This window comes from Spirosoma agri (assembly GCF_010747415.1).
GTDB classification, from domain to species: Bacteria; Bacteroidota; Bacteroidia; order Cytophagales; family Spirosomataceae; genus Spirosoma; species Spirosoma agri.
This window is the reverse complement of the sequence record NZ_JAAGNZ010000001.1, coordinates 142,804-166,768: the sequence shown is the minus strand read 5'-3', so window position 1 is coordinate 166,768 and position 23,965 is coordinate 142,804. Positions and strand designations below refer to the sequence as shown.

At 49.6% G+C, this 23,965-nt stretch carries 22 protein-coding genes; 10 read left to right on the top strand and 12 right to left on the bottom strand.

All coding sequences use genetic code 11. The features are described 5' to 3' along the window. Positions 1 to 92: 92 nt before the first annotated feature. The 8 genes from GK091_RS00670 to GK091_RS00635 all read right to left on the bottom strand — a co-directional run bounded on the left by GK091_RS00670 (position 93) and on the right by GK091_RS00635 (position 9,096). Complete coding sequence (locus GK091_RS00670) at positions 93 to 1,571, bottom strand: complex I subunit 4 family protein (RefSeq protein WP_164034727.1); 1,479 nt, start codon at positions 1,569 to 1,571, stop codon at positions 93 to 95. 51 nt (positions 1,572 to 1,622) lie between these two features. Continuing rightward, positions 1,623 to 3,536, bottom strand: a complete 1,914-nt coding sequence (gene nuoL, locus GK091_RS00665) for an NADH-quinone oxidoreductase subunit L (protein ID WP_164034726.1) — start codon at positions 3,534 to 3,536, stop codon at positions 1,623 to 1,625. An 80-nt stretch (positions 3,537 to 3,616) separates the two neighbouring features. Beyond that, on the bottom strand, positions 3,617 to 3,961 hold the full coding sequence (nuoK, locus tag GK091_RS00660) for an NADH-quinone oxidoreductase subunit NuoK (protein ID WP_046577146.1): 345 nt from the start codon (positions 3,959 to 3,961) through the stop codon (positions 3,617 to 3,619). Between the two features lie 161 nt (positions 3,962 to 4,122). Continuing rightward, complete coding sequence (locus GK091_RS00655; protein WP_164034725.1) at positions 4,123 to 4,944, bottom strand: 3'-5' exonuclease; 822 nt, start codon at positions 4,942 to 4,944, stop codon at positions 4,123 to 4,125. A 102-nt stretch (positions 4,945 to 5,046) separates the two neighbouring features. Next, a complete protein-coding gene (locus GK091_RS00650; RefSeq protein ID WP_164034724.1) occupies positions 5,047 to 6,627 on the bottom strand; it encodes an FAD-dependent oxidoreductase in 1,581 nt (526 codons plus the stop codon). A gap of 125 nt (positions 6,628 to 6,752) precedes the next feature. Continuing rightward, positions 6,753 to 7,145, bottom strand: a complete 393-nt coding sequence (locus GK091_RS00645) for an ExbD/TolR family protein (protein ID WP_164034723.1) — start codon at positions 7,143 to 7,145, stop codon at positions 6,753 to 6,755. A gap of 51 nt (positions 7,146 to 7,196) precedes the next feature. After that, positions 7,197 to 7,907, bottom strand: a complete 711-nt coding sequence (locus GK091_RS00640) for a MotA/TolQ/ExbB proton channel family protein (RefSeq protein WP_164034722.1) — start codon at positions 7,905 to 7,907, stop codon at positions 7,197 to 7,199. Between the two features lie 217 nt (positions 7,908 to 8,124). Then, positions 8,125 to 9,096 (bottom strand): zinc-dependent alcohol dehydrogenase family protein, encoded by a 972-nt coding sequence (locus tag GK091_RS00635; RefSeq protein WP_164034721.1) that lies wholly within the window; start codon positions 9,094 to 9,096, stop codon positions 8,125 to 8,127. Positions 9,097 to 9,290: 194 nt separating this feature from the next. On the opposite strand from GK091_RS00635, the gene GK091_RS00630 reads away from it, so the two are divergent. Then, complete coding sequence (locus tag GK091_RS00630) at positions 9,291 to 10,016, top strand: MIP/aquaporin family protein (protein WP_164034720.1); 726 nt, start codon at positions 9,291 to 9,293, stop codon at positions 10,014 to 10,016. A gap of 50 nt (positions 10,017 to 10,066) precedes the next feature. After that, positions 10,067 to 10,684, top strand: a complete 618-nt coding sequence (gene udk, locus GK091_RS00625) for a uridine kinase (protein ID WP_164034719.1) — start codon at positions 10,067 to 10,069, stop codon at positions 10,682 to 10,684. 68 nt (positions 10,685 to 10,752) lie between these two features. Here the strand turns inward: udk and GK091_RS00620 are convergent, their stop codons facing one another. Beyond that, positions 10,753 to 11,793, bottom strand: coding sequence for a ferredoxin--NADP reductase (locus tag GK091_RS00620; RefSeq protein ID WP_164034718.1), 1,041 nt, complete (start codon positions 11,791 to 11,793; stop codon positions 10,753 to 10,755). 257 nt (positions 11,794 to 12,050) lie between these two features. On the opposite strand from GK091_RS00620, the gene nadA reads away from it, so the two are divergent. From nadA to GK091_RS00585, 7 genes are all read left to right on the top strand, one after another. Then, complete coding sequence (nadA, locus tag GK091_RS00615) at positions 12,051 to 13,037, top strand: quinolinate synthase NadA (protein WP_164034717.1); 987 nt, start codon at positions 12,051 to 12,053, stop codon at positions 13,035 to 13,037. 141 nt (positions 13,038 to 13,178) lie between these two features. Then, positions 13,179 to 14,795, top strand: coding sequence for an L-aspartate oxidase (gene nadB / locus GK091_RS00610; RefSeq protein WP_164034716.1), 1,617 nt, complete (start codon positions 13,179 to 13,181; stop codon positions 14,793 to 14,795). Positions 14,796 to 15,160: 365 nt separating this feature from the next. Then, positions 15,161 to 15,400: an acyl carrier protein gene (locus tag GK091_RS00605; protein ID WP_009284998.1), complete on the top strand. Its 240-nt coding sequence runs from the start codon at positions 15,161 to 15,163 to the stop codon at positions 15,398 to 15,400. A 58-nt stretch (positions 15,401 to 15,458) separates the two neighbouring features. Beyond that, on the top strand, positions 15,459 to 16,709 hold the full coding sequence (fabF, locus tag GK091_RS00600; protein ID WP_164034715.1) for a beta-ketoacyl-ACP synthase II: 1,251 nt from the start codon (positions 15,459 to 15,461) through the stop codon (positions 16,707 to 16,709). 3 nt (positions 16,710 to 16,712) lie between these two features. Then, complete coding sequence (gene rnc, locus GK091_RS00595; protein ID WP_164034714.1) at positions 16,713 to 17,474, top strand: ribonuclease III; 762 nt, start codon at positions 16,713 to 16,715, stop codon at positions 17,472 to 17,474. A 244-nt stretch (positions 17,475 to 17,718) separates the two neighbouring features. Next, positions 17,719 to 18,174, top strand: a complete 456-nt coding sequence (locus GK091_RS00590; protein WP_164034713.1) for an Hsp20/alpha crystallin family protein — start codon at positions 17,719 to 17,721, stop codon at positions 18,172 to 18,174. A 218-nt stretch (positions 18,175 to 18,392) separates the two neighbouring features. After that, positions 18,393 to 19,925: a Do family serine endopeptidase gene (locus tag GK091_RS00585; protein WP_164034712.1), complete on the top strand. Its 1,533-nt coding sequence runs from the start codon at positions 18,393 to 18,395 to the stop codon at positions 19,923 to 19,925. A gap of 96 nt (positions 19,926 to 20,021) precedes the next feature. On the opposite strand, the gene gmd is transcribed toward GK091_RS00585, so the two are convergent. Continuing rightward, complete coding sequence (gene gmd / locus GK091_RS00580) at positions 20,022 to 21,134, bottom strand: GDP-mannose 4,6-dehydratase (RefSeq protein WP_164034711.1); 1,113 nt, start codon at positions 21,132 to 21,134, stop codon at positions 20,022 to 20,024. Between the two features lie 81 nt (positions 21,135 to 21,215). Continuing rightward, on the bottom strand, positions 21,216 to 21,803 hold the full coding sequence (locus GK091_RS00575; RefSeq protein WP_164034710.1) for an SPOR domain-containing protein: 588 nt from the start codon (positions 21,801 to 21,803) through the stop codon (positions 21,216 to 21,218). A 121-nt stretch (positions 21,804 to 21,924) separates the two neighbouring features. Here GK091_RS00575 and murB point away from each other — a divergent pair, with 121 nt between their 5' ends. Further along, positions 21,925 to 22,950, top strand: coding sequence for a UDP-N-acetylmuramate dehydrogenase (gene murB, locus GK091_RS00570; RefSeq protein ID WP_164034709.1), 1,026 nt, complete (start codon positions 21,925 to 21,927; stop codon positions 22,948 to 22,950). A gap of 83 nt (positions 22,951 to 23,033) precedes the next feature. Here the strand turns inward: murB and GK091_RS00565 are convergent, their stop codons facing one another. Continuing rightward, positions 23,034 to 23,948, bottom strand: coding sequence for an ROK family protein (locus GK091_RS00565; RefSeq protein ID WP_164034708.1), 915 nt, complete (start codon positions 23,946 to 23,948; stop codon positions 23,034 to 23,036). Positions 23,949 to 23,965: the final 17 nt, after the last annotated feature.

Sequence of the window (23,965 nt, the reverse complement as noted above, 5' to 3'; positions counted from 1 at the left end):
ATTAGTTCGTTTTTCGATCTACGGCTTCTGGCTCTGTTGGTAGCTGACCCATGCAGATCAGCTGGAACCGGTAACCGTACACTTTTTAACACTTATTTCATTGACACCGCAGTCGTACCGATGTATTTCATCAGGTTGGCAACGGCAGGTTCGGTTACTTTTAAAAACGAATGGGGGTAAATACCGATCCAGAAGACCATAACGACCAGCGGAATGAATACCCAACTTTCGGACGATGTCAGATCAGCAAACGTTTCGGTGCGCGACGACGTTGGCCCAAACATGCTTTTCTGGAACATCCGCAACATGTATACAGCACCAAAAATAATAGTAAGACCGGCCGCAAAACCGAGGTAATGATTATAGGTAAAGACACCGTGTAACAGCAAAAATTCCCCGATGAACCCGTTCGTGAGCGGCAACGCCACACTACCCAGCAGCATGATCATAAAGTAAACGGTCAACTTGGGAGTTGTTCGGGTGATACCGCCCAACTGATCGAGCTGGCGGGTATTGGTACGCGAGAAAATCACATCAGCGACGAAGAACATACCGACAACATTGATGCCGTGGGCCAGCATTTGTATCAGTGCGCCCTGCATGCCCGTTTCGGTAAGCGAGAACACACCAGCGGCCATCAAGCCAACGTGCGAAAACGACGAATAAGCAATCAGCCGCTTCATGTCGCGCTGACGAATGGCAATTATTGAGCCATAAATAATGCCGATAACGGAAAGAATAACCGCCGTTTTCCCCCATGTTTCAACGCCAAGTGGCACCGTAGGAAGAATAAACCGGATCAGGCCATAAACGCCCATTTTCAGCATGATCCCCGCCAACAGCATTGTCGCCGGCGTAGGCGACTCAACATACGTATCAGGTTGCCAAGTGTGAAAAGGGAAAACCGGCATCTTGATGGCAAACGCAATAAAGAACGCCCAGAAAATCCAGTTCTGCGCTTCCGGAGTCAGTTTGAGGTTATAGAAATCAGCAATGGCAGCGGAATGGGTGACTGTCGCTGTGGCAGGTGTCTGGTAATACAAATACACCAATGCAACCAGCATGAACAAACTACCGAAAATGGTATAGACGAAGAACTTGAACGTAACCGGAATACGATTCTCTCCGCCCCACATGGCCGCCAGGAAGTAAATGGGAATCAGCGCGGCTTCGAAAAACAGGTAAAACAGAAAGCCATCACGGGCGGTAAAAACACCAATGAGCGCAGCCTGCATGTACAACATCAACGCGTAAAACGTATTTGGGCGCTCATAGCTACGATTGAATGTAGACAGTACGATGAATGGCACCAGCAAACCCGTTAATACTACCAGTAAAACACTGATTCCATCGATACCGGCACTGAACCGAATACCTATCGTACCTATCCAGGGATAATCGAAACCAAACTGGGACGTTGCGTTGGGCTGGAACGTATAAAAAGCGTAGCCCGCCACAACCAGTTCGACCAGTGCAGCCACCAGAGCCGCCTGTTTTACCCGCTCTCCCCCGAACAATAGGATCAATGTGGCCGCTACGGCAGGGTAAAGGATTAGAAATAGTGTAATCATATAGTATTTTTCGAGGGCGATTGGCGATAGATCGTGAATCGTTGTAGCTAACTAAAATCGGATGAAAAACCGAAGCGCAAAAATGGCGGCAATACTGGCGACCATTGCCAGCACGTAAAAACCAATCGAGCCACTTTGCAGGAGTCGTAGCTGAGCCGAACTTTGACGCACGAGCCAGGCTACGCCATTGACAACGCCATCGATAAGTCCTTCCCCGAAGCTGTAGAGCGCATCGCCCATGCCACGGATTGGCCGAACGATAATGGCTTCGTACAGTTCGTCAACGTAATATTTGTTGTAGATGACCTGCTGTGGTAATGACCGATCGGCTGTATCCGGCGCAGGTACAGCCCCGCGGCTGATGTACATAACGTACGCTACAATCAAGGCAAATAAGGCAACACCCGCCGAAACAGCCATCAAAATATATTCGGTACTGTGTTCGATCGTCGATTCGGCGAAGGCTGCCGGACTTACCTGACGTGACCCTTCAAACAAAGGAGCCATAAAATCGCCCAACCAACCCGAACCGGGCAAATTCAACAGACCACCGATGGCTGACAGAACGGCCAATACAATCAGGGGAGCCGTCATGGTAATGGGTGACTCGTGAAGATGATGCCGCTGCTCGTCCGTTCCCCGGAATTCACCGAAGAAAGTCAGGAACAACAATCGGAACATGTAGAAGGAAGTCAGACCCGAACCCACTACGCCAAGCGCCCACAGGAGTTTATTATGCTCAAAAACGTGCGCCAGAATTTCATCTTTGGAGAAGAAGCCCGCGAAGGGTGGCAGACCAGAAATAGCAATCGTTCCGATTAAAAATGTAATGAACGTAACCGGAAGCGCTTTCCGCAATCCACCCATCTTACGAATATCCTGCTCGTCGGACATCGCATGGATGACGCTACCGGCTCCCAGAAACAGCAGTGCTTTGAAGAACGCGTGCGTAATTACGTGGAACATACCCGCCGTGTAGGCCGTTGCGCTCAAGCCCAGGAACATGTAGCCCAACTGCGACACCGTCGAATAGGCCAGTACTTTCTTGATATCGTTTTGCAACAGACCAATGGACGCAGCCAGCAAAGCGGTTGCAATCGCGATGAATCCAATGATTTCCAGCGTCAGCGGTGCCAGCGTATACAATACGTTCGAGCGAACGACCATGTAGATACCCGCCGTCACCATTGTCGCTGCGTGGATCAGGGCTGATACGGGCGTTGGACCGGCCATCGCGTCAGGCAACCAGGTGTAGAGCGGAATCTGTGCCGACTTACCCATTGCGCCGACAAACAGCAGCATCGTGATCAGCAGGATGGTTTTGTCCCCGATTTCCAGGCTCGTAGCCTGCTTGAAAACGTCCAGATATTCGACCGTGCCGAAAGTGTTGATCAGCATGAATATACCCAGTAAAAAGCCCAGGTCACCAATGCGGTTCATGACAAATGCTTTCCGGGCGGCATTGTTATAGCTCGTGTTTTTGTTCCAGAAGCCGATCAGCAGGTAGGAGCAAAGTCCCACGCCTTCCCATCCAATAAACATGATGACGTAGTTTGACCCCATCACCAGCAGGAGCATGAAGAAAATGAACAGGTTCAGAAACGACATGAACTTGCCAAATCCTTCATCGTGGCTCATATAGCCAATACTATAGAGATGAATAAGCGTTCCGACACCCGTCACGACCAGCAGCATCAGCAGCGATAATTGATCGATCTGGAACGAAAAGTTGATGTGCAGGTCGCCGACACTGATCCAATCAAATAAGGTGGCAACAATGGTCTGGTTATCACCTGCCCGGAAAACGCCGAACAGATAGATCGACGTCAGAAATGAAGCCAACACGGCCGCCGTAGCCAGCGTCCCGGCAAGGCCATTCGGTACCCGACGAAAGCCTATACCGTTGATGAGGAAACCGATCAGCGGAAAAAGCGGAATTAACGCACAGAGTAATTCTATTTGCATGAAATTGTTTGACGTTTACGGTTCACAATCAACAGTCAACGGTCGTATTCGGCCCGCAAACCATGAACTGAAAACTTAGTTCACCATTTCAACTTATTAAGTAGTCCTACATCGATTGATCGGGTATTTCGATAAATCATCACAATGATAGCCAGCCCAACCGATACCTCGGCGGCAGCTACAGCCATGATAAAAAAGACGAATACCTGTCCTGAGGAGTCAGAACGGTAGGAAGAAAATGCGATGAGCAACAAATTGACGGCATTAAGCATCAACTCAATCGACATGAAGATGATGATCGCATTGCGTCGGGTCAGTACGCCGATGATGCCGATAACGAACAGCGCGGTGCTGAGAATCAGGTAATACGTAAGTGGTATTTGCTGAATGACTTCCGGAATGAGGACGTCCTGCGTGGGTTGCATGGCTTGCCGGTTAATAGAAAGTGCCGCAAATGTAAAGATTATTCGGGCTTGCTCAAATTTGGGTAGCTAAGGTAGATAGGGAATTCGGGGAATTAATAAAGCTTTGCCGTTATTCATAGCATTTATTTCAATTGCCCGACTGTCCGAAACGCCTGCTTGTCTTATTTTTTGCCAATACCGTTACTCAACGCACGCAACCTGATTTCGGTCAGTCGTCGCTTGGTGTCGAGCGGAAATTCACCCTTGAGTATCCAGTCGTAAAACGAAGGCTCTTTTTTCAGCACGTCCAGTACCAGTAGTCCTTTGTGCTTGCCGAAATTGAAAACTTCTTCGCCTTTCTCGTTGATAATGATCCGTCCGGCAAGGTCAACATTTTTGTTCGCGGTCAGGCTGTGCAGCATATCGACATCGTTCTCGAAGACAACCTCCTGGCCACTGTCGGCTTTCGCAACCATACCCATGTAACGTTGTACCTGCGCATTGAGCACTTCGAGTGACGCAATGGTATCGGCTTCGGCTCCGTGGGCACCGACCAGTTCTTTGTCGCAGTAGAATCGATACGCTGCCGAAAGGTTGCGGGGTTCCATCAGGTGAAAAATTCGCTGAGCATCGATCATGCGTCGGTTTTTCATCTCGAACTCGACGTTTGCCCGCAGAAATTCTTCAACCAGCACGGGGACATCGAACCGATTGCTATTGAATCCGGCCAGATCGCAACCGTCCATAAATTGAGCCAGCGTGCGGGCAACGGACTTGAAGGGAGGAGCGTCTTTTACATCGTCATCGTAAATGCCATGAATCATGCTGGACTCCAGCGGGATCGGCATCCCGGGGTTAACACGCTGATTCTTAGTAACGACATCCCCGTTGGGCAGCGCCTTGATAATGCAGATGTCGATGATGCGGTCTTTAGCGACGTTGATGCCAGTTGTTTCGAGATCGAAAAAAGCCAGCGGTTTCTTAAGTACAAGTTGATGCGTCATAACCAAACCGGGTATTTAGCACGGTCAGGGCGCAAAGGTAAACCGTTTGGCGGACAAGTCAGCCACCACTGCCACTTATAGCTGACTTGTCTCGATACGGCACTAGGCTTTCTTCAGCACATCGACCCAGTTTATACCCTGCCGAACGGCATCCACCGAAGGCATACGACCTTCGCGCATCAGTTCCCGAATAGCGATAATATCCTGATCGCGCTTGAGACCCGCTGCGGCTTTTATCACATTATCCTGAACGTACAGCGCCAAAAAGGCTTCGTCCGTTTCAGGATTACCATCGTAGATAATATCCTCAAAATGGTCGGCATGACCGACGTAATTGATTCGCTTCCCCTGCTGGTTCGTCCAGAAGAAGGGCACAGCTTGATAAGGTTCCTCTTGGCCAGCCATGTTTATTCCCGCGTTATACCCTTGCAAGCCAGCTACTTTCCAGTGCTCGATTCGTTGGAAGCCATCAGCCGCCGGATAGTGCGCAATGTCGCCGGCCGCGTAAAGATCATCGGCCAGTTTGAGGTATTCGTCGGTTTTGACACCACCGTCGTCTTCGAGCGTAACACCTTTCAGAAAATCCGTATTCGGTTTTACACCAAGGCCCAGCAGGACAAAGTCGGCGGGGAGTCGTTGCCCATTATTCAGCACAACGGCGTTGACCGAATCACCACCTTCCAGCCGCTCTACTTTGCAATCCAGGTGAAACCGGATGCCCTCTTTCTCGTGCCAGCCCTGCATGAGCCGGCCAATTTTTTCGCCCAATGTTCTTGCAAAAGGAACAGGCTCGGTGCCAACGACCTCGACTTCGCAGCCCAGTTTGCGTAAACTCATGGCTCCTTCCAACCCGATAAACGAACTGCCAACAATGACCACGCGCTTCCCCTGGTGGCTTATTTCACGAAGGTGTTGGCTGTCGTGCAAGCTACGAAGCATGTAAACACCCTTCATATCTGCATTCGACCCCAGTAACGTATTTGGCTTTCCTCCCGAACAAAGTAGCGCTTTGTCATAAGTAAGCGTTTCGCCGGAAGCCAGTTCAATCTGTTTGGTCGTGGGGTCGAGCGACGTTACGTGTTGCCCCGTCCGAACCTCAATGCCGTAGTTTTTATAGAACTCGTCCGTACGCAGGGGCATCCACTCATCGGGAGCTTTACCCTGTAAGTAATCTTTCGAACAATTAGGGCGGTCGTAAGGGCCTTCCTGGCTTTCGGTCAGCATCACGATCTTACCCGTAAATCCAGCTTCCCGCATGGCCTCCGCAGCAAATGCCCCGGCTCCGCCACCGCCAACAATGGTATAAACAGTAGCGTTAGCCTCATCAGGCGCAACCATCGGATTCTCTAAACTTTCCTTATAGGTGGTCAGCCGTACAAAGACCTGATCGCCCTCTATTCGGACTTCGTGGGTCGGCAACCCATTGAGAGCGGGCGCTTCGAGTCGATGGCCATCCCGAACGTCGAAACAGGCATTGTGCCAGGGACAAACGAGTCGGTTTCCATGCAGCAAACCCATCGCCAGGGGAGCCTGATAGTGGGTGCATTTAGGATGAAGCGCATAGTATTGCCCGTCGGCGCGAGCCAGCAGCACGTCGGTATCACCAACGCGAACCTCTTTTAACTGTCCGTCAACAAGATCATCAACATGACAAACGGCGGCTTCAGTGTAGTCAGCAATCATACGGAGAAAAGATAGTTGGGTTTAGCCTATAAACTAGAAAGCCAGCCCAATTGATTAGAACCAATAAAAAAGCCGATGCAGTTTTTGCATCGGCTGAATAGTTACCTAGTTTCTAAAAACTGATTTTACTTCGAGGTGGCCATGACCATTTTAATGTTCAGCTTAGCCCCCGTTTGGAGTACATCGACCAGATCCTGCACAGTAAGTGCTTTATCAAAGCGAACAACAACGGTTGGTTCCGCAATACCGGCCATCATTGTTTTCAGCTCATTTTCCAGATTGGCCGGATCGACGGGCTTTTTGTCGATGAAGTACTGTTTTTTATCGTCTACCGATAGCGTCACCTGTTTTTTGCTCAACTGCTGCGTCGATGACGCTTTGGGCAGCATTAGTTTGATAACGTTCGGGTTGGCAACTGTCGAAATAATCAGGAAGAACAGCAGCAGGAAGAACATGATGTCGTTCAGCGACGATGTCGCTACTTCGGCAGCAAATTTATTTTTTCTTCGGAGTTTCATAGTGAAAGACACTGGGATAGTGGACGTTAGACCAGGGTCTAAGGCCGTACATTACCGCATACGAGCGGGTTCCGACGTCGGTTTCTGGAGAACTTCAATAAACTCAAAGGCGTTTATCTCGAGCGCAAGAGTAAACCGCTCCACCATCATGTTCAGCAGGTGATATCCGGTATAGGCCAGAATACCAACGATCAGACCCGCGCCGGATGTGATCATTTTCTCGTACAGACCACCGGCAATAATACCCACGCTGATGTTGTCGGACAGCGAAATATCGTAGAAAATACGGATGATACCAGAGATCGTACCGATAAAGCCAAGCATCGGGGCAATACCGGCGATGATACCCAGATAGCCCATATTCCGTTCCAGTCGGGACAGTTCGATCTGACCGACGCTTTCGATGGTGCTTTCGATGTCCTTAATCGGCGAACCGATGCGGCCTATTGCTTTTTCGAACACGCGTCCCATAGCTGTCCGCTGGTTTTTGGCAAAGGACTCTGCTGATTTTATATTTCCCTGCGCTACCATATCCCGAATGTTATCGATGAAATTCGAGTCTGATTTCGTCTGGGAACGAATCACGAAATAACGCTCGAAGATCAGGTAGAGCGATGCGAAGAACAAAAACGCAATGGGCACCATGACCCAACCGCCTTTGGCTACCAGATCAAATAATTGTAGACTTTGGGGTTGAGCAGCCGTTGTGGCCGACAGCGATGCGGCCGTGGTGTCAACGGCCGGAACCTGAAGCAAGAGCATACGAACGAGTCGGGTAAGTGGATGAGTTGGACCAGCAGTTGTTTTGGAACAAACGAGTCAGTTTCCTCGGATATTGTTCCAAAGATAACGAAGCCTGTCTTATGAGAAAGAGAAAGTTAGCGAATACGGGGCCAAACGCAGCGTGGACCACACAAAAATCAGCCTCAACGGCTTCTGGCCTTATACCGCTGTTCATAAACCTATTTACTGAACCAGGTCAGGGCTTGATCAGAATCTTTCCCCACCGTCCCGGCCGATCAGCATGGTCAACGGCGTCAACGATCTGATCCAGCGAATACGATGCTTCCACGGGCAGTTGTATTTTACCCGATGCCAGCAGACTAATGACGTTCTGCGCAACATCCTGGCGGGTCTTGCTATCGGCCCGGCGCATCCAGTCGGTCAGCCAAAATCCTTTGATGGTCAACTCCTTAAAAATTAGCAAGCCAACGTTGATAGATGGGTCCTGCAAGCTTAACAGACCATATATGATCAGCACACCACCTTTACTCAGGCACTTTATCGCTTCGGTCGTTGTGGTACCACCAACAGCATCCAGCACACAGGGTACACCGGCGCCATCAGTGATTTGCCTGACGCGGGCAGCCAGGTCTTCGATTTCGGTATTGATTACTTCGGTAAGACCCAGTGCTTTCAGTTCGTTGTTCAGGTCATCGCGCCGAACGGTGCCAATTGTTTTGATACCCCGCATCATACACAATTGAATCACCATTTTGCCAAAGGCCGATCCGGCAGCGGTTATCATTAGCCAACCGCCTTCCGTCACGCCCGAATCCTGCACCATCGCATAAGCCGTAAACGGATTGACAAACAATTGCGCGGCTACCTCATCGCTGATGGCATCGGGGACTGGAATTAAACTCCGCTGATGCGCAATGGCATAGTCTGACCAGGTTCCGGTGCCCGTGAAACTTACCCGCGTTCCAGTAGGCATCTCAACGCCTTCACCCACGGCATCAATGACCCCCATCCCTTCGAAACCCACGCCCGATGGCAACTGGGGTCGAATACCGTACAGATTCTGCACGAACATGATGTCCGATGGATTAATGGGAGCTGCGATCACGTTTATCCGAACCTCGTTGGGACCGGGTTCGGGCAGTGCCACTTCTTTTGCCGTCAAGACCGTGGCAGGATGGCCCGTTTGTTCAAAAAGTATGCTTTTCATACGTGAGTAAGTAAACGACGAAAGGGTTTGCGGGGTCGGGTATAAACCAGATTTTACAAGAATGATTTTCCCGCCTTACGTTTGCGTCAAAAATATGACTTAATTCGCACAAACTATTCCTAAATCCTGATATTGGTGATTATCGACAGCAACAGTCTGTTCACGAATCACTTGTTGGTACGCACACTCTGTTTATGCAAACGTCTCCCTTTCTCGGCGAATTAATTGGTACAACAGTTTTACTTCTTTTGGGCAACGGTGTAGTGGCAAACGTCGTCCTGAAACAGACCAAAGGCGAATCCGCCGGTTGGATCGTCATCACGGCAGGGTGGGCGTTTGCCGTGACGATGGGCGTTTTCGTAGCCAAAGCCTTCGGGAGTGTCGATGCGCACCTAAACCCGGCGGTTACCGTTGCCTTTGCTATTGCCACCAATGATTTTTCGCACGTAATTCCTTACATCACGGCTCAGTTGATCGGCGGTTTTCTGGGGGCACTACTCGTATGGCTTCATTACTACCCACACTGGGCTGCTACGCCCGACCCATGGGACAAACTAGCCTGCTTTGCTACCGGTCCGGCCATTCGTAATAAGGGGGCTAATTTTCTGAGCGAAGCGTTGGCCACGATGGTGCTGATTCTTGGCCTGGCCGGTATTTCGTCAAAAAACCTGGGTGAACTGGCCATTGGCGTTGGTCCCTATCTGGTCGGAATTCTAGTCTGGAGCATTGGCCTTTCGCTCGGTGGAACAACGGGATACGCCATAAATCCTGCCCGCGATCTGAGTCCGAGATTGGCCTACACACTGCTGCCTATTCCGGGCAAAGGCTCTTCCGATTGGGCTTATTCGTGGATTCCTGTACTCGGTCCGTTGGTTGGAGCCGGTATTGGTGGTCTACTCATTCGATTATTCACGCTGTAGGCCAACCGGAGAATCAAACTGGTTTGTGTTCTCCGTATCTTTGTCCTATTATGGCGATCAAACCGTTTATTGTCGGTATTACCGGCGGCAGTGCTTCTGGCAAAACGTCGTTCTTGAAGGGCGTTCTAAGTGCATTTCGTGAAGACCAGATTTGCCTGATTTCTCAGGACAATTATTACCTCAGCCGCGATGTGATTCCAGTCGATGATCAGGGTGTTCACAATTTCGATCTACCCGAAACGATTGACCACCATCTGTATGCGCAGCATATCGAGCAACTTCGTCAGGGTGAAACCGTCATCCAGAAAGAGTATACGTTCAATAATCCGACTATCATCCCGAGGATGCTGACGTTTCAGCCCGCGCCAATTATTATTGTCGAAGGCATTTTCGTTTTTCATTTCCGCGAACTGGCCGATCAGATGGACCTGAAAATCTTTATCGACGCCAAAAACAGTATCAAACTTGAACGACGCGTAAAACGGGATGCCGAAGAACGCGGCTATGATCTCGATGATGTCATGTACCGCTGGAAATACCATGTTAAACCCACTTACCGGCAATTTATTAAGCCCTATCGCGCTGAAGCCGACATTGTTATCCCGAACAACAATCATTATCAGCGAGGCTTAAACGTGGTTATTGAATTCCTGAAGACGAAAGTGTAACGCGGACATCCTGTCCGCCGAGTTTCTATGTTACTATGCGGACAGGATATCCGCGTTACACTATCACGCTACACTTCAATAACAACTCCATCGCTTTCCGGGTAGCCGGTACAAGTCAGTACCCAACCTTCGCGAAGATCGCGTTCAGTCAGCACGTCGTTGATTGTCATATGCACACGTCCCGATTGACAACGGGCCACGCAGGTCGAGCATCGTCCACCCCGACAGCTGTAAGGCAACGAAATACCCTCGTCCAGAGCAGCCTGTAAAATGGATTTGTAGGCTGGTACCTGAATCTCTGTCTCCCGACCACGAAAGCGTAGCAATACCGTTCGATCCTGCGCACTGAGCGGTGGTGGTGTCAATACAACCGGTTCAACGACGAAATTTTCCCGCCGAATCTGATCAGGACGAAATCCGCTGAACACCAGCGTAAATTGCACCATACGCATGTAATCGCCCGGTCCGCATATGTAAAAATGTACTGTCTCACCATCCGACTCACCGACCAGATCGGGAAGCAGCCGTTCGAGCATCACATTGTTTAACCGTCCACGCAGCCAATTCCATTCGTCAGACGGGTTACTCAACAGATATAACAGGCGGAAACGGTCAGGAAACTGACGCTGTAGATCGTCCAGCTCTTCCCGAAAAATGGTGGCCCGTTCATTGGCGTTACTATATAGCAGTGTCACTCGCCGATGCGTCTCTATCCACAGTACCTGCTTGACAAGTGCGAACAACGGTGTAATGCCACTTCCGGCGCCTAACAATACAAGATCACCCGGTAAATTTTCGTCCAGCGTAAAGCGTCCGGCGGGTTGTAGACTGGTCAGCACATCACCTACTCGTAAGGTATCATGCAGATAGCGGGAAATCTCGCCGTTCTGCACACGTTTGATCGTAAGTCGCAATGGTTCGGTACCGGCTGAACTGAGCGAATAAGATCGTCGGACTTCATGACCGTTATGCTGCAGCAGTAACGTTAGAAATTGCCCGGCCCGGTGGCGAACTGGTTTCCTATCCACCGATTCTAAGAAATAGCTCTTGGTATCTGACGTTTCAGTATGAATACGAACAATGCGGAGTTTGAGCAAATCGTCGGTCATGAACAGAGTTAACTTTATAACAAAACGAACCAAATAGAGACTGTTGTTTGAAAGCCCAATCGATTTCCTGAAATTCGCCCCGCGTGGATTCGCCCTGCATGGACTTGCCCCGCCGGTCCGCCGGTGCGGTAGATTCGCCCGGCATCAAGTCAGTATTACTACATTACTACGCTCGTTACAGTGATGCTCACTGAGCGCCTACCGTGACATTTTACCATTATTCGTTGTTAAGTATAAAACTCCCTGCTATACCATCGATGGAAGCACTCCTTGAAGAAGTTCAACGCGTAGGTTACGTTAATGCACCCGTTGCGGACGACATAGATTTAGTGGCCGAAATTAACCGGCTCAAGAAAGAAAAGAACGCCGTCATTCTCGCACATTATTACGTAGATGGTGCCATTCAGGATATAGCCGATTACATTGGCGATAGCCTTGGTCTGAGCCAGCAGGCCGCTGCTACACCCGCTGACATGATCGTTTTCTGCGGTGTACACTTCATGGGCGAAACGGCCAAAGTTTTATCCCCCGATAAAAAAGTCGTCATTCCGGACCTCAACGCGGGTTGTTCCCTAGCTGACTCTGCCCCCGCCGACAAATTCGCGGCTTTTAAAGCACAGTATCCTGACCATATTGTCCTGTCATACATCAACTGTTCAGCCGAAATCAAGGCATTATCCGACATTATCGTTACCTCGTCGAACGCGCTGAAAATCGTTGAGAGCCTGCCCAAAGATCAGAAGATCATTTTTGCGCCGGACGCCAATTTGGGCCGTTTCGTGTCGAAGAAGACCGGTCGTGAGATGGTGCTTTGGGATGGTGCCTGTATTGTCCATATCGACATATCGCTCGAAAAACTGCAAAAACTGCGTCAGCAATACCCGGAAGCGAAATTCATTGCGCACCCCGAGTGTCAGGAGCACATCTTGAGTCAGGCCGATTACGTGGGCTCAACAACGGCGCTGTTGAAATACGTCGTTGACAGCCCGGAGCAGACCTTTATCGTGGGAACGGAAGCCGGTATTCTTCACAAAATGAGAGAAGCCGCTCCGCACAAGAAAATCATTCCGGCTCCGGCCAGCCAGAATAATACCTGCGCCTGTTCCGAGTGCCCATACATGAAGATGAACACGATGGAAAAAGTGTACAACGCTATGCTTTATGAACAACCGGAAATCATCGTGCCGGAAGATGTACGCCTGAAAGCCTACGAATCGGTAGCCAGAATGCTGGAGTTGAGTTAACCCATAATATGCTCAACAGGTATTGACCACACGTAGGCTGATTAACCAGCTATCAGGTAGAACAGAAAAGCTACTGACTTTCCTTCTTCCAGTTCATCGTTATTACCCAGTTATAAATAGGGTACGTCCAAATTCATAGTAATGCCCCATCAATTCGACTTTCTTGTTATCGGCTCCGGTATTGCGGGCCTGAGTTATGCCACCAAGCTGGCCATGCACTTCGAGAATCTACAACAAGAGTCGAACGCGGCTCCGGTCCGCATTGGCGTCATTACCAAGGTTCAGGCCGACGAAACAAACACTAAATACGCGCAGGGCGGTATTGCCGCCGTCTGGTCGGAAGACGATTCGTTCGAAAAACACATCGACGACACGATGATTGCGGGCGATTTTCTGAACGACCGGCACATTGTGGAGATCGTGGTGAATGAGGGGCCGGGTCGGATTCGTGAGTTGATCGATTATGGTACTCGCTTCGATAAGGAGCATGACGGCGACAGCTACGACCTGGCGAAGGAAGGCGGTCACTCCGATTTCCGTATCCTGCATTTCAAAGACATTACCGGAGCCGAGATTGAACGAGCACTGCTCGAAAAGGCGCATTCACTGAAGTCAATCGAGATATTCACGCATTTCTACGCCGTTGAACTCATCACCCGCCACCAGTTGGGCGACACCGTTCATCGGTACGACACCGATAATAAGTGTTACGGAGCGTTCGTACTGAATACACAGACTGGTCAGGTCGAGCAGTTTTTGGCAAAAACAACCTTACTGGCCACGGGCGGGATCGGTAATATTTACCAGAACACGACAAACCCCAACATTGCTACTGGCGACGGCATTGCGATGGCTTATCGGGCCAAAGGGATTGGTAAAGACATGGAATTCATCCAGTTTCACCCGACGGCTCTGTACGAACCGGGCAAAAAACCGAACTTCCTGATTTCAGAGGCTGTACGCGGTTTCGGGGGTGTTCTGCGGAACAAGAAAGGCGAAACGTTCATGGAGAACTATGATCCACGGCTTTCGCTCGCTCCCCGCGACATCGTGGCCCGCGCGATCGACTCCGAAATGAAAAAAGCGGGTGATTCGCATGTTTATCTCGACGTGACCCATTGCGATTACGAGAAGTTTGTCGAACATTTCCCGAATATCACAGCCTATTGCTTCGACCATTTGGGGCTGGATTTACGGAAAGACTACATTCCCGTCGTTCCGGCGCAGCATTACTTGTGCGGAGGCATTCGGGTCAACGAATGGGGGCAAACCAACATTCAGTTTCTTTACGCGGTCGGCGAATGTTCCTGCACGGGCTTGCACGGAGCCAATCGGCTAGCATCAAATTCCCTGCTCGAAGCAGTCGTATTCGGTCATCGGGCTTACCAGAAAACGGTCGAGTTGTTCGATCAGGCCGTTGTCCCCGACAATCTGCCCACCTGGAACGATGCGGGCACAACCCATCCGGAAGAATTGGTTCTGGTGACTGAGATGAAAAAGGAACTAGAGTCGATCATGTCGAACTACGTCGGCATTGTTCGGACGAACCGGCGGCTAAAGCGGGCTATGGACCGGCTTGAACTGATCTATCTGGAACACGAGGAGCTTTATCGCCAGTCGAAAGTTTCCGTACCGATCTGTGAGCTTCGCAACATGATCGAAGTGGCTTATTTGGTGATCAAAATGGCGATGGCACGACGCGAAAACCGGGGGCTGCACTTCAATCTGGACAACGTACAACCACCACTGGCCGATTAATCACTAGTGCTGTCGCCAAACTGACTTATCGGGCAGACTTCGCTGACCTAATCGATAAATAGACAGAAGTGGTGATTTAGTGTCTATAAATAGCAGCACAAAAGTCGACGGATTGAAAAAAAGCGGGTGCTACAACAGCTACGTTTTGTCCCCTGAAAACATGTGTCCGGCCTAATGGTCTTTTAACTGCTGCCGTCTGGCAGTCAACAGACTATGAACAAAATTTAGCCTAATCAACTGATATACAAAAGTATACCAAATGCAGGAGCGTTAAACGAAACGGCGTATTGTTCAAAAAATTGTTTGACAATACAAAGGTAAATACGTTTCTTTGCGCAGTTTTTCAACCCCAAAGGACTACTAAAATGTCAGAAATTGCACAAAAGGTCAAGAATATCATTGTCGAGAAACTAGGTGTAGAAGAGTCGGAGGTGACGCCAGAGGCTAGCTTCACGAACGACTTGGGCGCAGACTCACTCGACACGGTTGAGTTGATCATGGAATTTGAAAAAGAATTCAACATTTCTATCCCAGACGATCAGGCTGAAAACATCGGTACGGTTGGTCAGGCTATTACCTACCTGGAAGAAAACGCCGGTAAATAATCCTTCGAGATTGAGCGACTAACGCTTTTCTCTTCTAATTACCCCGCAGTTAAACTGTATGACGTTAAAACGAGTAGTCGTAACGGGTTTAGGCGCACTTACGCCGATTGGTAATGATGTACCGACCTATTGGAACAACTTATCAGCCGGCGTAAGCGGTGCCGGACCGATCACGAGATTTGATGCCTCAAAATTTCGGACGCAATTCGCGTGTGAAGTAAAGGGGCTTGATGTCACGCAGTTCATTCCCCGGCAGGATGCCCGCAAAATGGATGCGTTTACGCATTACGCGCTCATTGCTACCGATGAGGCCATCCGGGATTCCGGTATGGATCTGGAGAAAATTGATCGGAACAAGGTTGGCGTTATCTGGGGTTCCGGAATAGGCGGTCTCAAATCGTTCGAAGATGAGATGATCGACTACGCCAAAGGCGACGGCACACCACGGATCAATCCTTTCTTTATCGTTCGCATGATTGCCGACAGCGCATCGGGGCAAATCTCCATGCGGTACGGCTTTCGCGGCCCCAATTACGTAACGGTTTCGGCCTGTGCGTCAACGAACAATGGCATTATCGACGCATTCAATTACATTCGGTTAGGCCGGATGATCATGTGCGTTGTTGGTGGTTCCGAGGCAGCCGTTACCCGCGCCGGGATTGGCGGCTTCAACGCCAACCGTGCCCTCTCGGAACGGAACGAATCACCCGAAACCGCATCAAGGCCTTACGACAAAGATCGTGATGGTTTTGTGCTAGGCGAAGGTGCTGGATCGCTCATTCTGGAAGAGTACGAACATGCTCAAGCACGGGGAGCAAAAATCTATGCCGAATTAATTGGTGGTGGCATGTCGTCGGATGCTTACCATATTACGTCCCCGCACCCGGATGGCTTAGGTGCATATCTGGCAATGAAGGATGCACTCGATGATGCGGGGATTGCCCCGACGGATATCGACTACATCAACACCCACGGTACGTCTACACCCGTTGGCGACCCGCAGGAGTTGAAAGCCATTTATCAGTTGTTTGGCGATCACTCGTTTAAGCTAAACATCAGTTCAACGAAGTCAATGACCGGCCATTTGCTAGGGGCAGCTGGAGCGGTTGAAGCAATTGCCAGTATTAAGGCTTTGGAGTACCAGCTCGTTCCGCCCACGATTAACCTGTTTAATCTGGATGAAGCTGTTGACTCTCGGTTCAATCTAACACCATTAACAGCGCAGGCCCGTCCGTTAACAACCGTAATGAGCAATGCGTTTGGCTTTGGTGGACACAATGCCATTGTCATTTTCCGTAAACTAAGCTGAGTCGTGCAACTCGCGCTACCCCGTAGTTTGTTCAATCCGTTCGATTGGTTCCGGTCGAGTGATGCTGACCCGCGCAAAAATCTGCGACGGTCCATTGCTCACATCATTGGAGAACGACCATCAAATATAGGCTTGTACCAGCTGGCCTTACGCCATACGTCAGCGTCCAAGGCTACGGCTATTGAGGGGTTCCGGGAATCGAACGAACGATTGGAGTATCTGGGTGACGCAGTGCTGGGTATGGTTATTGCGGAATTCCTCTTCAAAAAATACCCCTACAAAGACGAAGGCTTCCTAACCGAAATTCGCTCCCGGATTGTCAACCGGGAAACGCTCAATGGCATCTCGCGCAAAATTGGCCTCGATCACCTGATCGAATACGATGGTAGCCGTACCCGTAGTTTACCCGCCCGTACGTCTATGTACGGCGACGCGCTTGAAGCGCTGGTTGGAGCCGTCTATCTGGACAAAGGCTTCCGATTTTCCCGTCGATTTATTCTGAAAGAGCTGCTTTCTCACTATGACATCGACTCGGTAGTGCAGAACAACGCAAACTTCAAAAGCCGCCTTATCGAGTGGGCGCAACGTATGGGGAAAGAAATACGCTTTGAGATCTTATCGGAGAAAGGCAACAGCCATTTCCGGGAATTTATCGCGCAAGTCATTATCGACGAGGAACAGTTCGCCACCGGTACGGGCTATAGCAAGAAAAAAGCGGAACAAGCGGCTGCCGAAAAAGCACTCGAACTCCTGGACATTAAATAAGCCCTTTCTCTTTTACAAGGCGAAACCGCTTCGCGAAGCGTACTCTTTTGTGGCCTACTACAGTGTCCTCCCCTATTTGGTATTTTAGCCATTTCCTGCCATCTTGTCTCTGTTGCTAGCGATCAAGCTCAAGCAAAAATGACAATCTGACCGACCTTGCTTCTGTACATGTACTGGCACAAACTTTGAAAACGAACTAGCACGAGCTGTTAAACCAGTTTTCGATCTTGGACCAATGCTGATCATGAATCCGTTGATGCACACGAACAACAATTTCCCAACGTTGATCGAGAATTTTTTCGGTCGTGATGCCAACAAACTCTCCAACACAAGTTCCTCTTCAGTACGTAATGTTCCAGCCGTTAATGTCGTAGAACATCAGGATGGATTTCGTATTGACGTGGCTGCTCCGGGTTTGAAGAAGGAAGATTTCAAGATAAACCTAAATCACACGACTCTTACAATCTCGGCTCGTCAGGAAATGCGGAACGAGGAAGCTGGCAAAGGCGAACGGATCGGAGAGAACTATACACGCCGGGAGTTCAGCTATTCGTCGTTCCAGCGAACGTTTACGTTACCTACTTCGGTCGATGTCAATACCATTCAGGCTTCCTACGCGGATGGCATTCTCAAAATCGAGCTTCCGAAGCGTAAAGAGACTAAAGTAAAACCGCCCCGGCAAATTGAGATCGGTGGTTAACACGACCATTAATCCGTTTGTTTTAACGCCTGTGCTGGTGATCCTCACAGGAATTAAATCGTCTTATTAGCCCCCTTAACAAAGCCCTGTTAAAAATTGTTAAGGACGATATAGGTCGAATTTTTCAGCACCAAGTTTCCGTTATAGAGACAAGTGACAGTAAATTAGTACACGTCTTACACATAAGGATAGCAATTTTTAGATTTTCCCAATTAATCATGAAAAGCAACTGGAAACTATTAGCGCTGATGGCACTTTTATCAAGTGCAGTTACGCTGGCGGCTTACAACCTTCTGGGGTTTAATAAGCGCGATGTTTTTTTCAATGAATCGTCGCCTACCCCGACGATTACGGGGCGGTTAGCTGCCCTGACTGGTAATGGCCCAACGGCTACACCGGGCGATTTTTCTACGGCAGCTGAAGCCGTTACACCTATGGTTGTTCACATTCGCACGACCATGACCAGAACGGTTCGTCAACAACAAGTACCTGACATCTTCCGGGACTTCTTCGGTGATGATTTCGGAGGCAGTAATCAGCGTCCACGGCGTCAGCAGGGCCAGGCATCAGGTTCGGGCGTTATCATCAGCAAAGATGGTTATATCGTAACCAACAACCACGTTGTCCAGGATGCTGACGAAGTAGAAGTGATTATGACCGACAAGCGTAGCTTCAAAGCAAAAGTGATCGGTACCGATCCTTTGACAGACTTAGCGGTTATCAAAGTAGACGCAAACAACCTGCCTGCCATCACGCTTGGCGATTCTGATGCGCTGAAATTAGGCGAATGGGTGTTAGCCGTTGGTTACCCGCTCGATCTCGAATCGACGGTTACGGCAGGTATCGTGAGTGCAAAAGGCCGTGGTATCGGTATCCTGAGCCAGGGTCAGAATGCTCGTCAGCAGAACGATCCGAAGGCTGATACACCAATCGAAGCCTTTATCCAGACAGATGCAGCGATCAATCCCGGCAACTCGGGTGGTGCGCTTGTAAACCTACGTGGTGAATTGGTTGGGATCAATTCGGCGATTGCCTCGGCAACGGGTTATTACAGTGGCTATGGCTTTGCCGTTCCTGTTTCGCTGGTGAAGAAAGTCTCTGCTGATCTGTTGAAATACGGTAACGTTCAACGGGGTTACCTCGGTATTCTGCCCATAGAATTGAACAGTACAGTCGCTAAAGATAAAGGGGCTAAAGTTGGTCGGGGTATTTATGTCGAGAGCGTGGTCGATAACGGTGCTGCGAAAACAGCCGGTCTGGAAAAAGGCGATGTGATCGTTAAAATGGAAGGTCAGCCTTTGGATTCAGACGCTCAGATGCGTGAAATCATCGGTCGTCGTCGTCCAGGTGATGTCCTCAACGTTACGGTTAACCGCAACGGTACAGAGCGCGATTTCAAAATCGAACTCCGTAATCGGAACGGTGGTCGCGATGTGATCAAAAAAGCGGATGTTACAGCAGCCAGCACTGCACTTAGCACGCTAGGTGCCGACTTCGAAGAGTTGAGCGCGCAGGATGCTAAACAACTGGGTGTTACGGGCGGTGTACGCGTGAAGAAGATTGTAGATGGCAAACTGGCTGAAACGGACGTTGAAGAAGGCTTCATCATCGTGAAAGCAAATGGCAAAAACGTCAAAACGACGAAAGACCTGCAAGCCATTCTATCATCCGTAAAAGAAGGCGAGGGTCTGATGCTGATTGGCATGTACCCGAACAGTTCGCGGATGTACTACTACGCGGTTCCTGTGTAACCAGAAACGATTGTTTACAAAAAGAAAGCCCGTCTCAACAGACGGGCTTTCTTTTTGTAAACAATTTAAGCAATGAGCGGTATAGCAACCCGTTGTCTACTCGTAGTAGTTCGGTACCTGGTGACCGCTTTCCGCCAATAACTGATCACGACGGAAGAGATCAATGTCAGCCGTCATCATATCTTTAACAAGAGCAGGCAAGTCATACTTAGGTGTCCAGCCCAATTGGGTCATTGCCTTGGTTGGATCGCCAAGCAGCAAGTCAACTTCCGTTGGACGGAAGTAACGTGGATCAACAGCGACAACTTCTTTACCAACTTCAATGGGGAAGTCGGCATTCGACGAACTCACGACCACACCAATCTCTGCTTCACCTTCACCTTTGAATTCCAGTTCAACACCGATCTCAGCGAAAGACATCCGCACGAAATCCCGAATACGAGTCGTAACGCCAGTAGCAATTACGAAATCTTCCGGTTTTTCCTGCTGAAGAATCAGGTACATCGCTTCGACGTAATCTTTAGCATGGCCCCAGTCGCGTTGTGAATCGAGGTTACCCAGGTAAACTTTATCCTGGAGGCCCAGACCGATACGAGCTACGGCACGAGTGATTTTGCGGGTTACGAACGTTTCACCACGCAATGGCGATTCGTGGTTGAACAGGATACCGTTGCAAGCATACATATTGTAAGCTTCGCGGTAGTTCACCGTAATCCAGAAACCATACTGCTTGGCTACCGCGTAAGGTGAGCGGGGATAGAACGGTGTTGTCTCCGACTGCGCGTGCCCCTGAACACCACCGTACAATTCAGACGTTGACGCCTGATAAATGCGGGTTTTTTCCGTCAGGCCCAGTAGTCGAACAGCTTCCAGAATCCGAAGTGTTCCGATACCGTCTACCTGCGCCGTATACTCAGGCTCCTCGAAACTCACCTGTACGTGCGACATAGCACCCAAGTTGTAAATTTCGTCGGGTTGTACTTCCTGAATGATACGGATAATGTTGGTAGAATCGGACAGATCACCGTAGTGCAGTTTAAACCGCACATTTTTTTCGTGCGGATCCTCGTACATGTGGTCGATCCGCTGCGTGTTGAACAGCGAACTCCGGCGCTTGATGCCGTGTACCTCATACCCCTTCGACAGGAGTAGTTCGGTCAAGTAAGCTCCATCCTGTCCGGTTATACCGGTTATTAATGCTTTCTTCATAGTTTGTTACACGGGGGAACTCCACCGCTTAAATTGTACATAACTCACCAAAACTAAATGAAAAGAGTCAAAAAATATAACTTATTTTATTGAGAGGCTCCGTCGAACGTCTACTTTATCAGGTTGCAACTGAGCTGAGGGCACCAGTTGGCGAATCGATGTGTAATATCGTTCGGCATCTATTCGTCGCATAAAGTCACCGATCTTAAGTTTATAAGTTGGCTGAGTATAGCTCAAATATGGGCTAAGTTCGGGAAAATTTTGATAAATTAGTAACTTAGCCGCATCAACTTCCTGACGTTGGTTTCCTACATAAACCTGAATCCGGTATCCGGGCGCGTACCGAACGGTTCGATTTTTAACGGCAAGCGTGTCCATCACCGAATCGAGCTTACGGTTAACATGCAGGGCTTCTTCCGGGCCGGTGGGTTTTGCTGCTTCGCTCCTACGTGTCGGAGCTGGCGCTGTTGGTGGTAATGGTGCAGCTGGCCGCGTTGCCGCTGACGAGCGCCCAGGCACGGTAGCGTTATAGACAGGGCGTACCGATGACAAATCATCATCGTAACTATTGTAATTGACCGACTTGGTCGACACCGTTGGACGACTTGCTGCGCAACCGGCCAACATCAGCAAGGCCACTACGGAGCCTTTATTCAAACCAAAACGCATAGCCATAATTTAAGTAGATGACAAAAATAACTATTTAGTCATTCTTGTTGCTCAAGCAGATCGTCCGTAAGCTACCAAACCTATATTTTAGTTATTTTTGGGCGCTTACTACAAACAACACATGCTAACACTAGAAAGCCACGTGTCGCTCAAGCCCTACAACACGTTCGGGATTGACGTTACAACGCGGTATTGGGTTGAAGTTAATCAGGAGGACGATATTCAGACACTATTACAACTGAGTGAATTTGTCGATACGCCCAAGCTGATTCTTGGCGGAGGCAGTAACGTACTACTCTGCCACGACTTCAACGGATTGGTTGTCAAAATGAGTATCAAGGGCATCGACATCGTTCGCGAAGACGATGACCATATTTATCTGAAAGCGGGTGCGGGTGTTAACTGGCATGAGCTGGTTCGGTTCTGTGTGCAGCGGAATTATGCGGGTATGGAAAACCTGTCGCTTATTCCCGGCACCGTTGGTGCGGCTCCTATGCAGAACATCGGCGCCTACGGGGTTGAACTGGAGCAGGTGTTCGAATCATTGACAGCGGTTCACATTCTGACGGGCGAAAAGCATACGTTCACCCATGCAGACTGTGCCTTTGGTTATCGGGAAAGTATTTTCAAACGAGCACTCAAAGGGCAGTATATTATTACGAGCGTAACATTTCAGCTCAACAAACAACCTATTTTTCATACCCGGTACGGAGCTATTCAGGAAACCCTTACCGAAATGGGTGTTTCGGACGATGCACTGACGATCAAAGCAATCAGCGAAGCCGTTATCCATATCCGGCGCAGCAAATTGCCCGACCCGGCTCAAATTGGGAATGCAGGTAGCTTTTTCAAAAATCCGGAACTACCCAAGGAACAGTTCGACGCGCTCAAATCAGCGTACCCAGCCTTACCCGGCTATCCGCTTGGCAACGATATTGTTAAAGTACCGGCGGGATGGCTTATTGAACAGTCTGGCTGGAAAGGCTACCGCTCCGGCGATGCGGGTGTACATGCCAAACAGGCTCTGGTACTGGTCAACTACGGGAACGCCACTGGCAATGATATTATAGCCCTTGCCAAACAGATTCAGCAGTCAGTAGCCGATAAATTTGGCGTAGAAATTTCGCCGGAGGTCAACGTCGTATGACGAGTTAAGCTCATCGGGAAGGCAAGGTTCATCGGATGACTACCGTAAGTCATCCGATGAACCTGATCCGTTTATTCTTTATTCTATTCGAAACAAAGCGATGCCGCTCCGAGCAACCCGGCATCATTTCCCAGCGTTGCCCGTTTGATGGCAAGACCGTTTTTATAATAAGGATTCAGCCAGTAGTCGAGGGTTTTGTCTACCGCAGGCACTATGTAATCGAAGGAAGCCGACAGACCACCGCCAATCAGCACCTGCTTGATATCCAGAATTTTGATCAACGCGGCTAGTCCTTCACCCAGAATTTCACCAACTTCCGTCCAGATTTGAAGAGCCAGCTCGTCCCCTTCGGCAGCTGCGGCAACCAGGCCCGTCGTTGATATTTCCCCATCGCTGGGCAGGTGAGTTTCGCCTTTGTACGCGTTCCGACGTTCGATGGCCAGCTCCAGCAGTTCCTTTTTACCAATGTTACGCTCCAGTACACGTCCATGACGTGACGGAATGTGGCCCGGTTCCATAGCGTTACCGTCACCACCTGTAAATATTTTCTTGTTGATGATGGCCGCTCCCCCAACACCCGTACCCAGGGTAATGAAGATATAGTTTTCCGTTATCTTTTCTTCCGCAAAATAATATTCACCCAACGCTGCGGCATTAGCGTCATTTTCCAGAAAAAACTCAACGCCGGGGAACCGTTTGGACAGCGTATCGACGAGTGGTATGTCGTTAATTTCGGGGATAGCCGTGATTTCGAGGGGAACCGTGCGGTCCCGACTCAGCATGCCTGGCAGACCGATACCGACCTTTTTGACATCCTTATTGGAAAACAATTGCAGGGCAACCGCATCGCCAAACCGCTCAACGAAATGACCGGACTGTCGCCAGCTAATAGTATCGTGGCTGTAGAAATTGGAGATCTTGCCACTATTGGCATCGACAATACCCATTTTGACGTTCGTTCCGCCGACGTCAATACCCAAATATTCAACAGAAGACATTCGTAACAGTAATCGGT

Excerpts from the sequence above, each read along its gene's own strand:
- nadB (WP_164034716.1), top strand. The coding sequence starts at position 13,179 with ATGCCCCATCAATTCGACTTTCTTGTTATCGGCTCCGGTATTGCGGGC.
- GK091_RS00620 (WP_164034718.1), bottom strand. The coding sequence starts at position 11,793 with ATGACCGACGATTTGCTCAAACTCCGCATTGTTCGTATTCATACTGAA.
- murB (WP_164034709.1), top strand. The coding sequence starts at position 21,925 with ATGCTAACACTAGAAAGCCACGTGTCGCTCAAGCCCTACAACACGTTC.
- nuoK (WP_046577146.1), bottom strand. The coding sequence starts at position 3,961 with ATGCAACCCACGCAGGACGTCCTCATTCCGGAAGTCATTCAGCAAATA.
- gmd (WP_164034711.1), bottom strand. The coding sequence starts at position 21,134 with ATGAAGAAAGCATTAATAACCGGTATAACCGGACAGGATGGAGCTTAC.
- GK091_RS00565 (WP_164034708.1), bottom strand. The coding sequence starts at position 23,948 with ATGTCTTCTGTTGAATATTTGGGTATTGACGTCGGCGGAACGAACGTC.
- GK091_RS00630 (WP_164034720.1), top strand. The coding sequence starts at position 9,291 with ATGCAAACGTCTCCCTTTCTCGGCGAATTAATTGGTACAACAGTTTTA.
- udk (WP_164034719.1), top strand. The coding sequence starts at position 10,067 with ATGGCGATCAAACCGTTTATTGTCGGTATTACCGGCGGCAGTGCTTCT.
- GK091_RS00670 (WP_164034727.1), bottom strand. The coding sequence starts at position 1,571 with ATGATTACACTATTTCTAATCCTTTACCCTGCCGTAGCGGCCACATTG.
- GK091_RS00650 (WP_164034724.1), bottom strand. The coding sequence starts at position 6,627 with ATGATTGCTGACTACACTGAAGCCGCCGTTTGTCATGTTGATGATCTT.
- GK091_RS00635 (WP_164034721.1), bottom strand. The coding sequence starts at position 9,096 with ATGAAAAGCATACTTTTTGAACAAACGGGCCATCCTGCCACGGTCTTG.
- GK091_RS00640 (WP_164034722.1), bottom strand. The coding sequence starts at position 7,907 with ATGCTCTTGCTTCAGGTTCCGGCCGTTGACACCACGGCCGCATCGCTG.
- GK091_RS00575 (WP_164034710.1), bottom strand. The coding sequence starts at position 21,803 with ATGCGTTTTGGTTTGAATAAAGGCTCCGTAGTGGCCTTGCTGATGTTG.
- GK091_RS00655 (WP_164034725.1), bottom strand. The coding sequence starts at position 4,944 with ATGACGCATCAACTTGTACTTAAGAAACCGCTGGCTTTTTTCGATCTC.
- nadA (WP_164034717.1), top strand. The coding sequence starts at position 12,051 with ATGGAAGCACTCCTTGAAGAAGTTCAACGCGTAGGTTACGTTAATGCA.
- GK091_RS00590 (WP_164034713.1), top strand. The coding sequence starts at position 17,719 with ATGAATCCGTTGATGCACACGAACAACAATTTCCCAACGTTGATCGAG.
- fabF (WP_164034715.1), top strand. The coding sequence starts at position 15,459 with ATGACGTTAAAACGAGTAGTCGTAACGGGTTTAGGCGCACTTACGCCG.
- GK091_RS00585 (WP_164034712.1), top strand. The coding sequence starts at position 18,393 with ATGAAAAGCAACTGGAAACTATTAGCGCTGATGGCACTTTTATCAAGT.
- GK091_RS00645 (WP_164034723.1), bottom strand. The coding sequence starts at position 7,145 with ATGAAACTCCGAAGAAAAAATAAATTTGCTGCCGAAGTAGCGACATCG.
- GK091_RS00605 (WP_009284998.1), top strand. The coding sequence starts at position 15,161 with ATGTCAGAAATTGCACAAAAGGTCAAGAATATCATTGTCGAGAAACTA.
- nuoL (WP_164034726.1), bottom strand. The coding sequence starts at position 3,536 with ATGCAAATAGAATTACTCTGTGCGTTAATTCCGCTTTTTCCGCTGATC.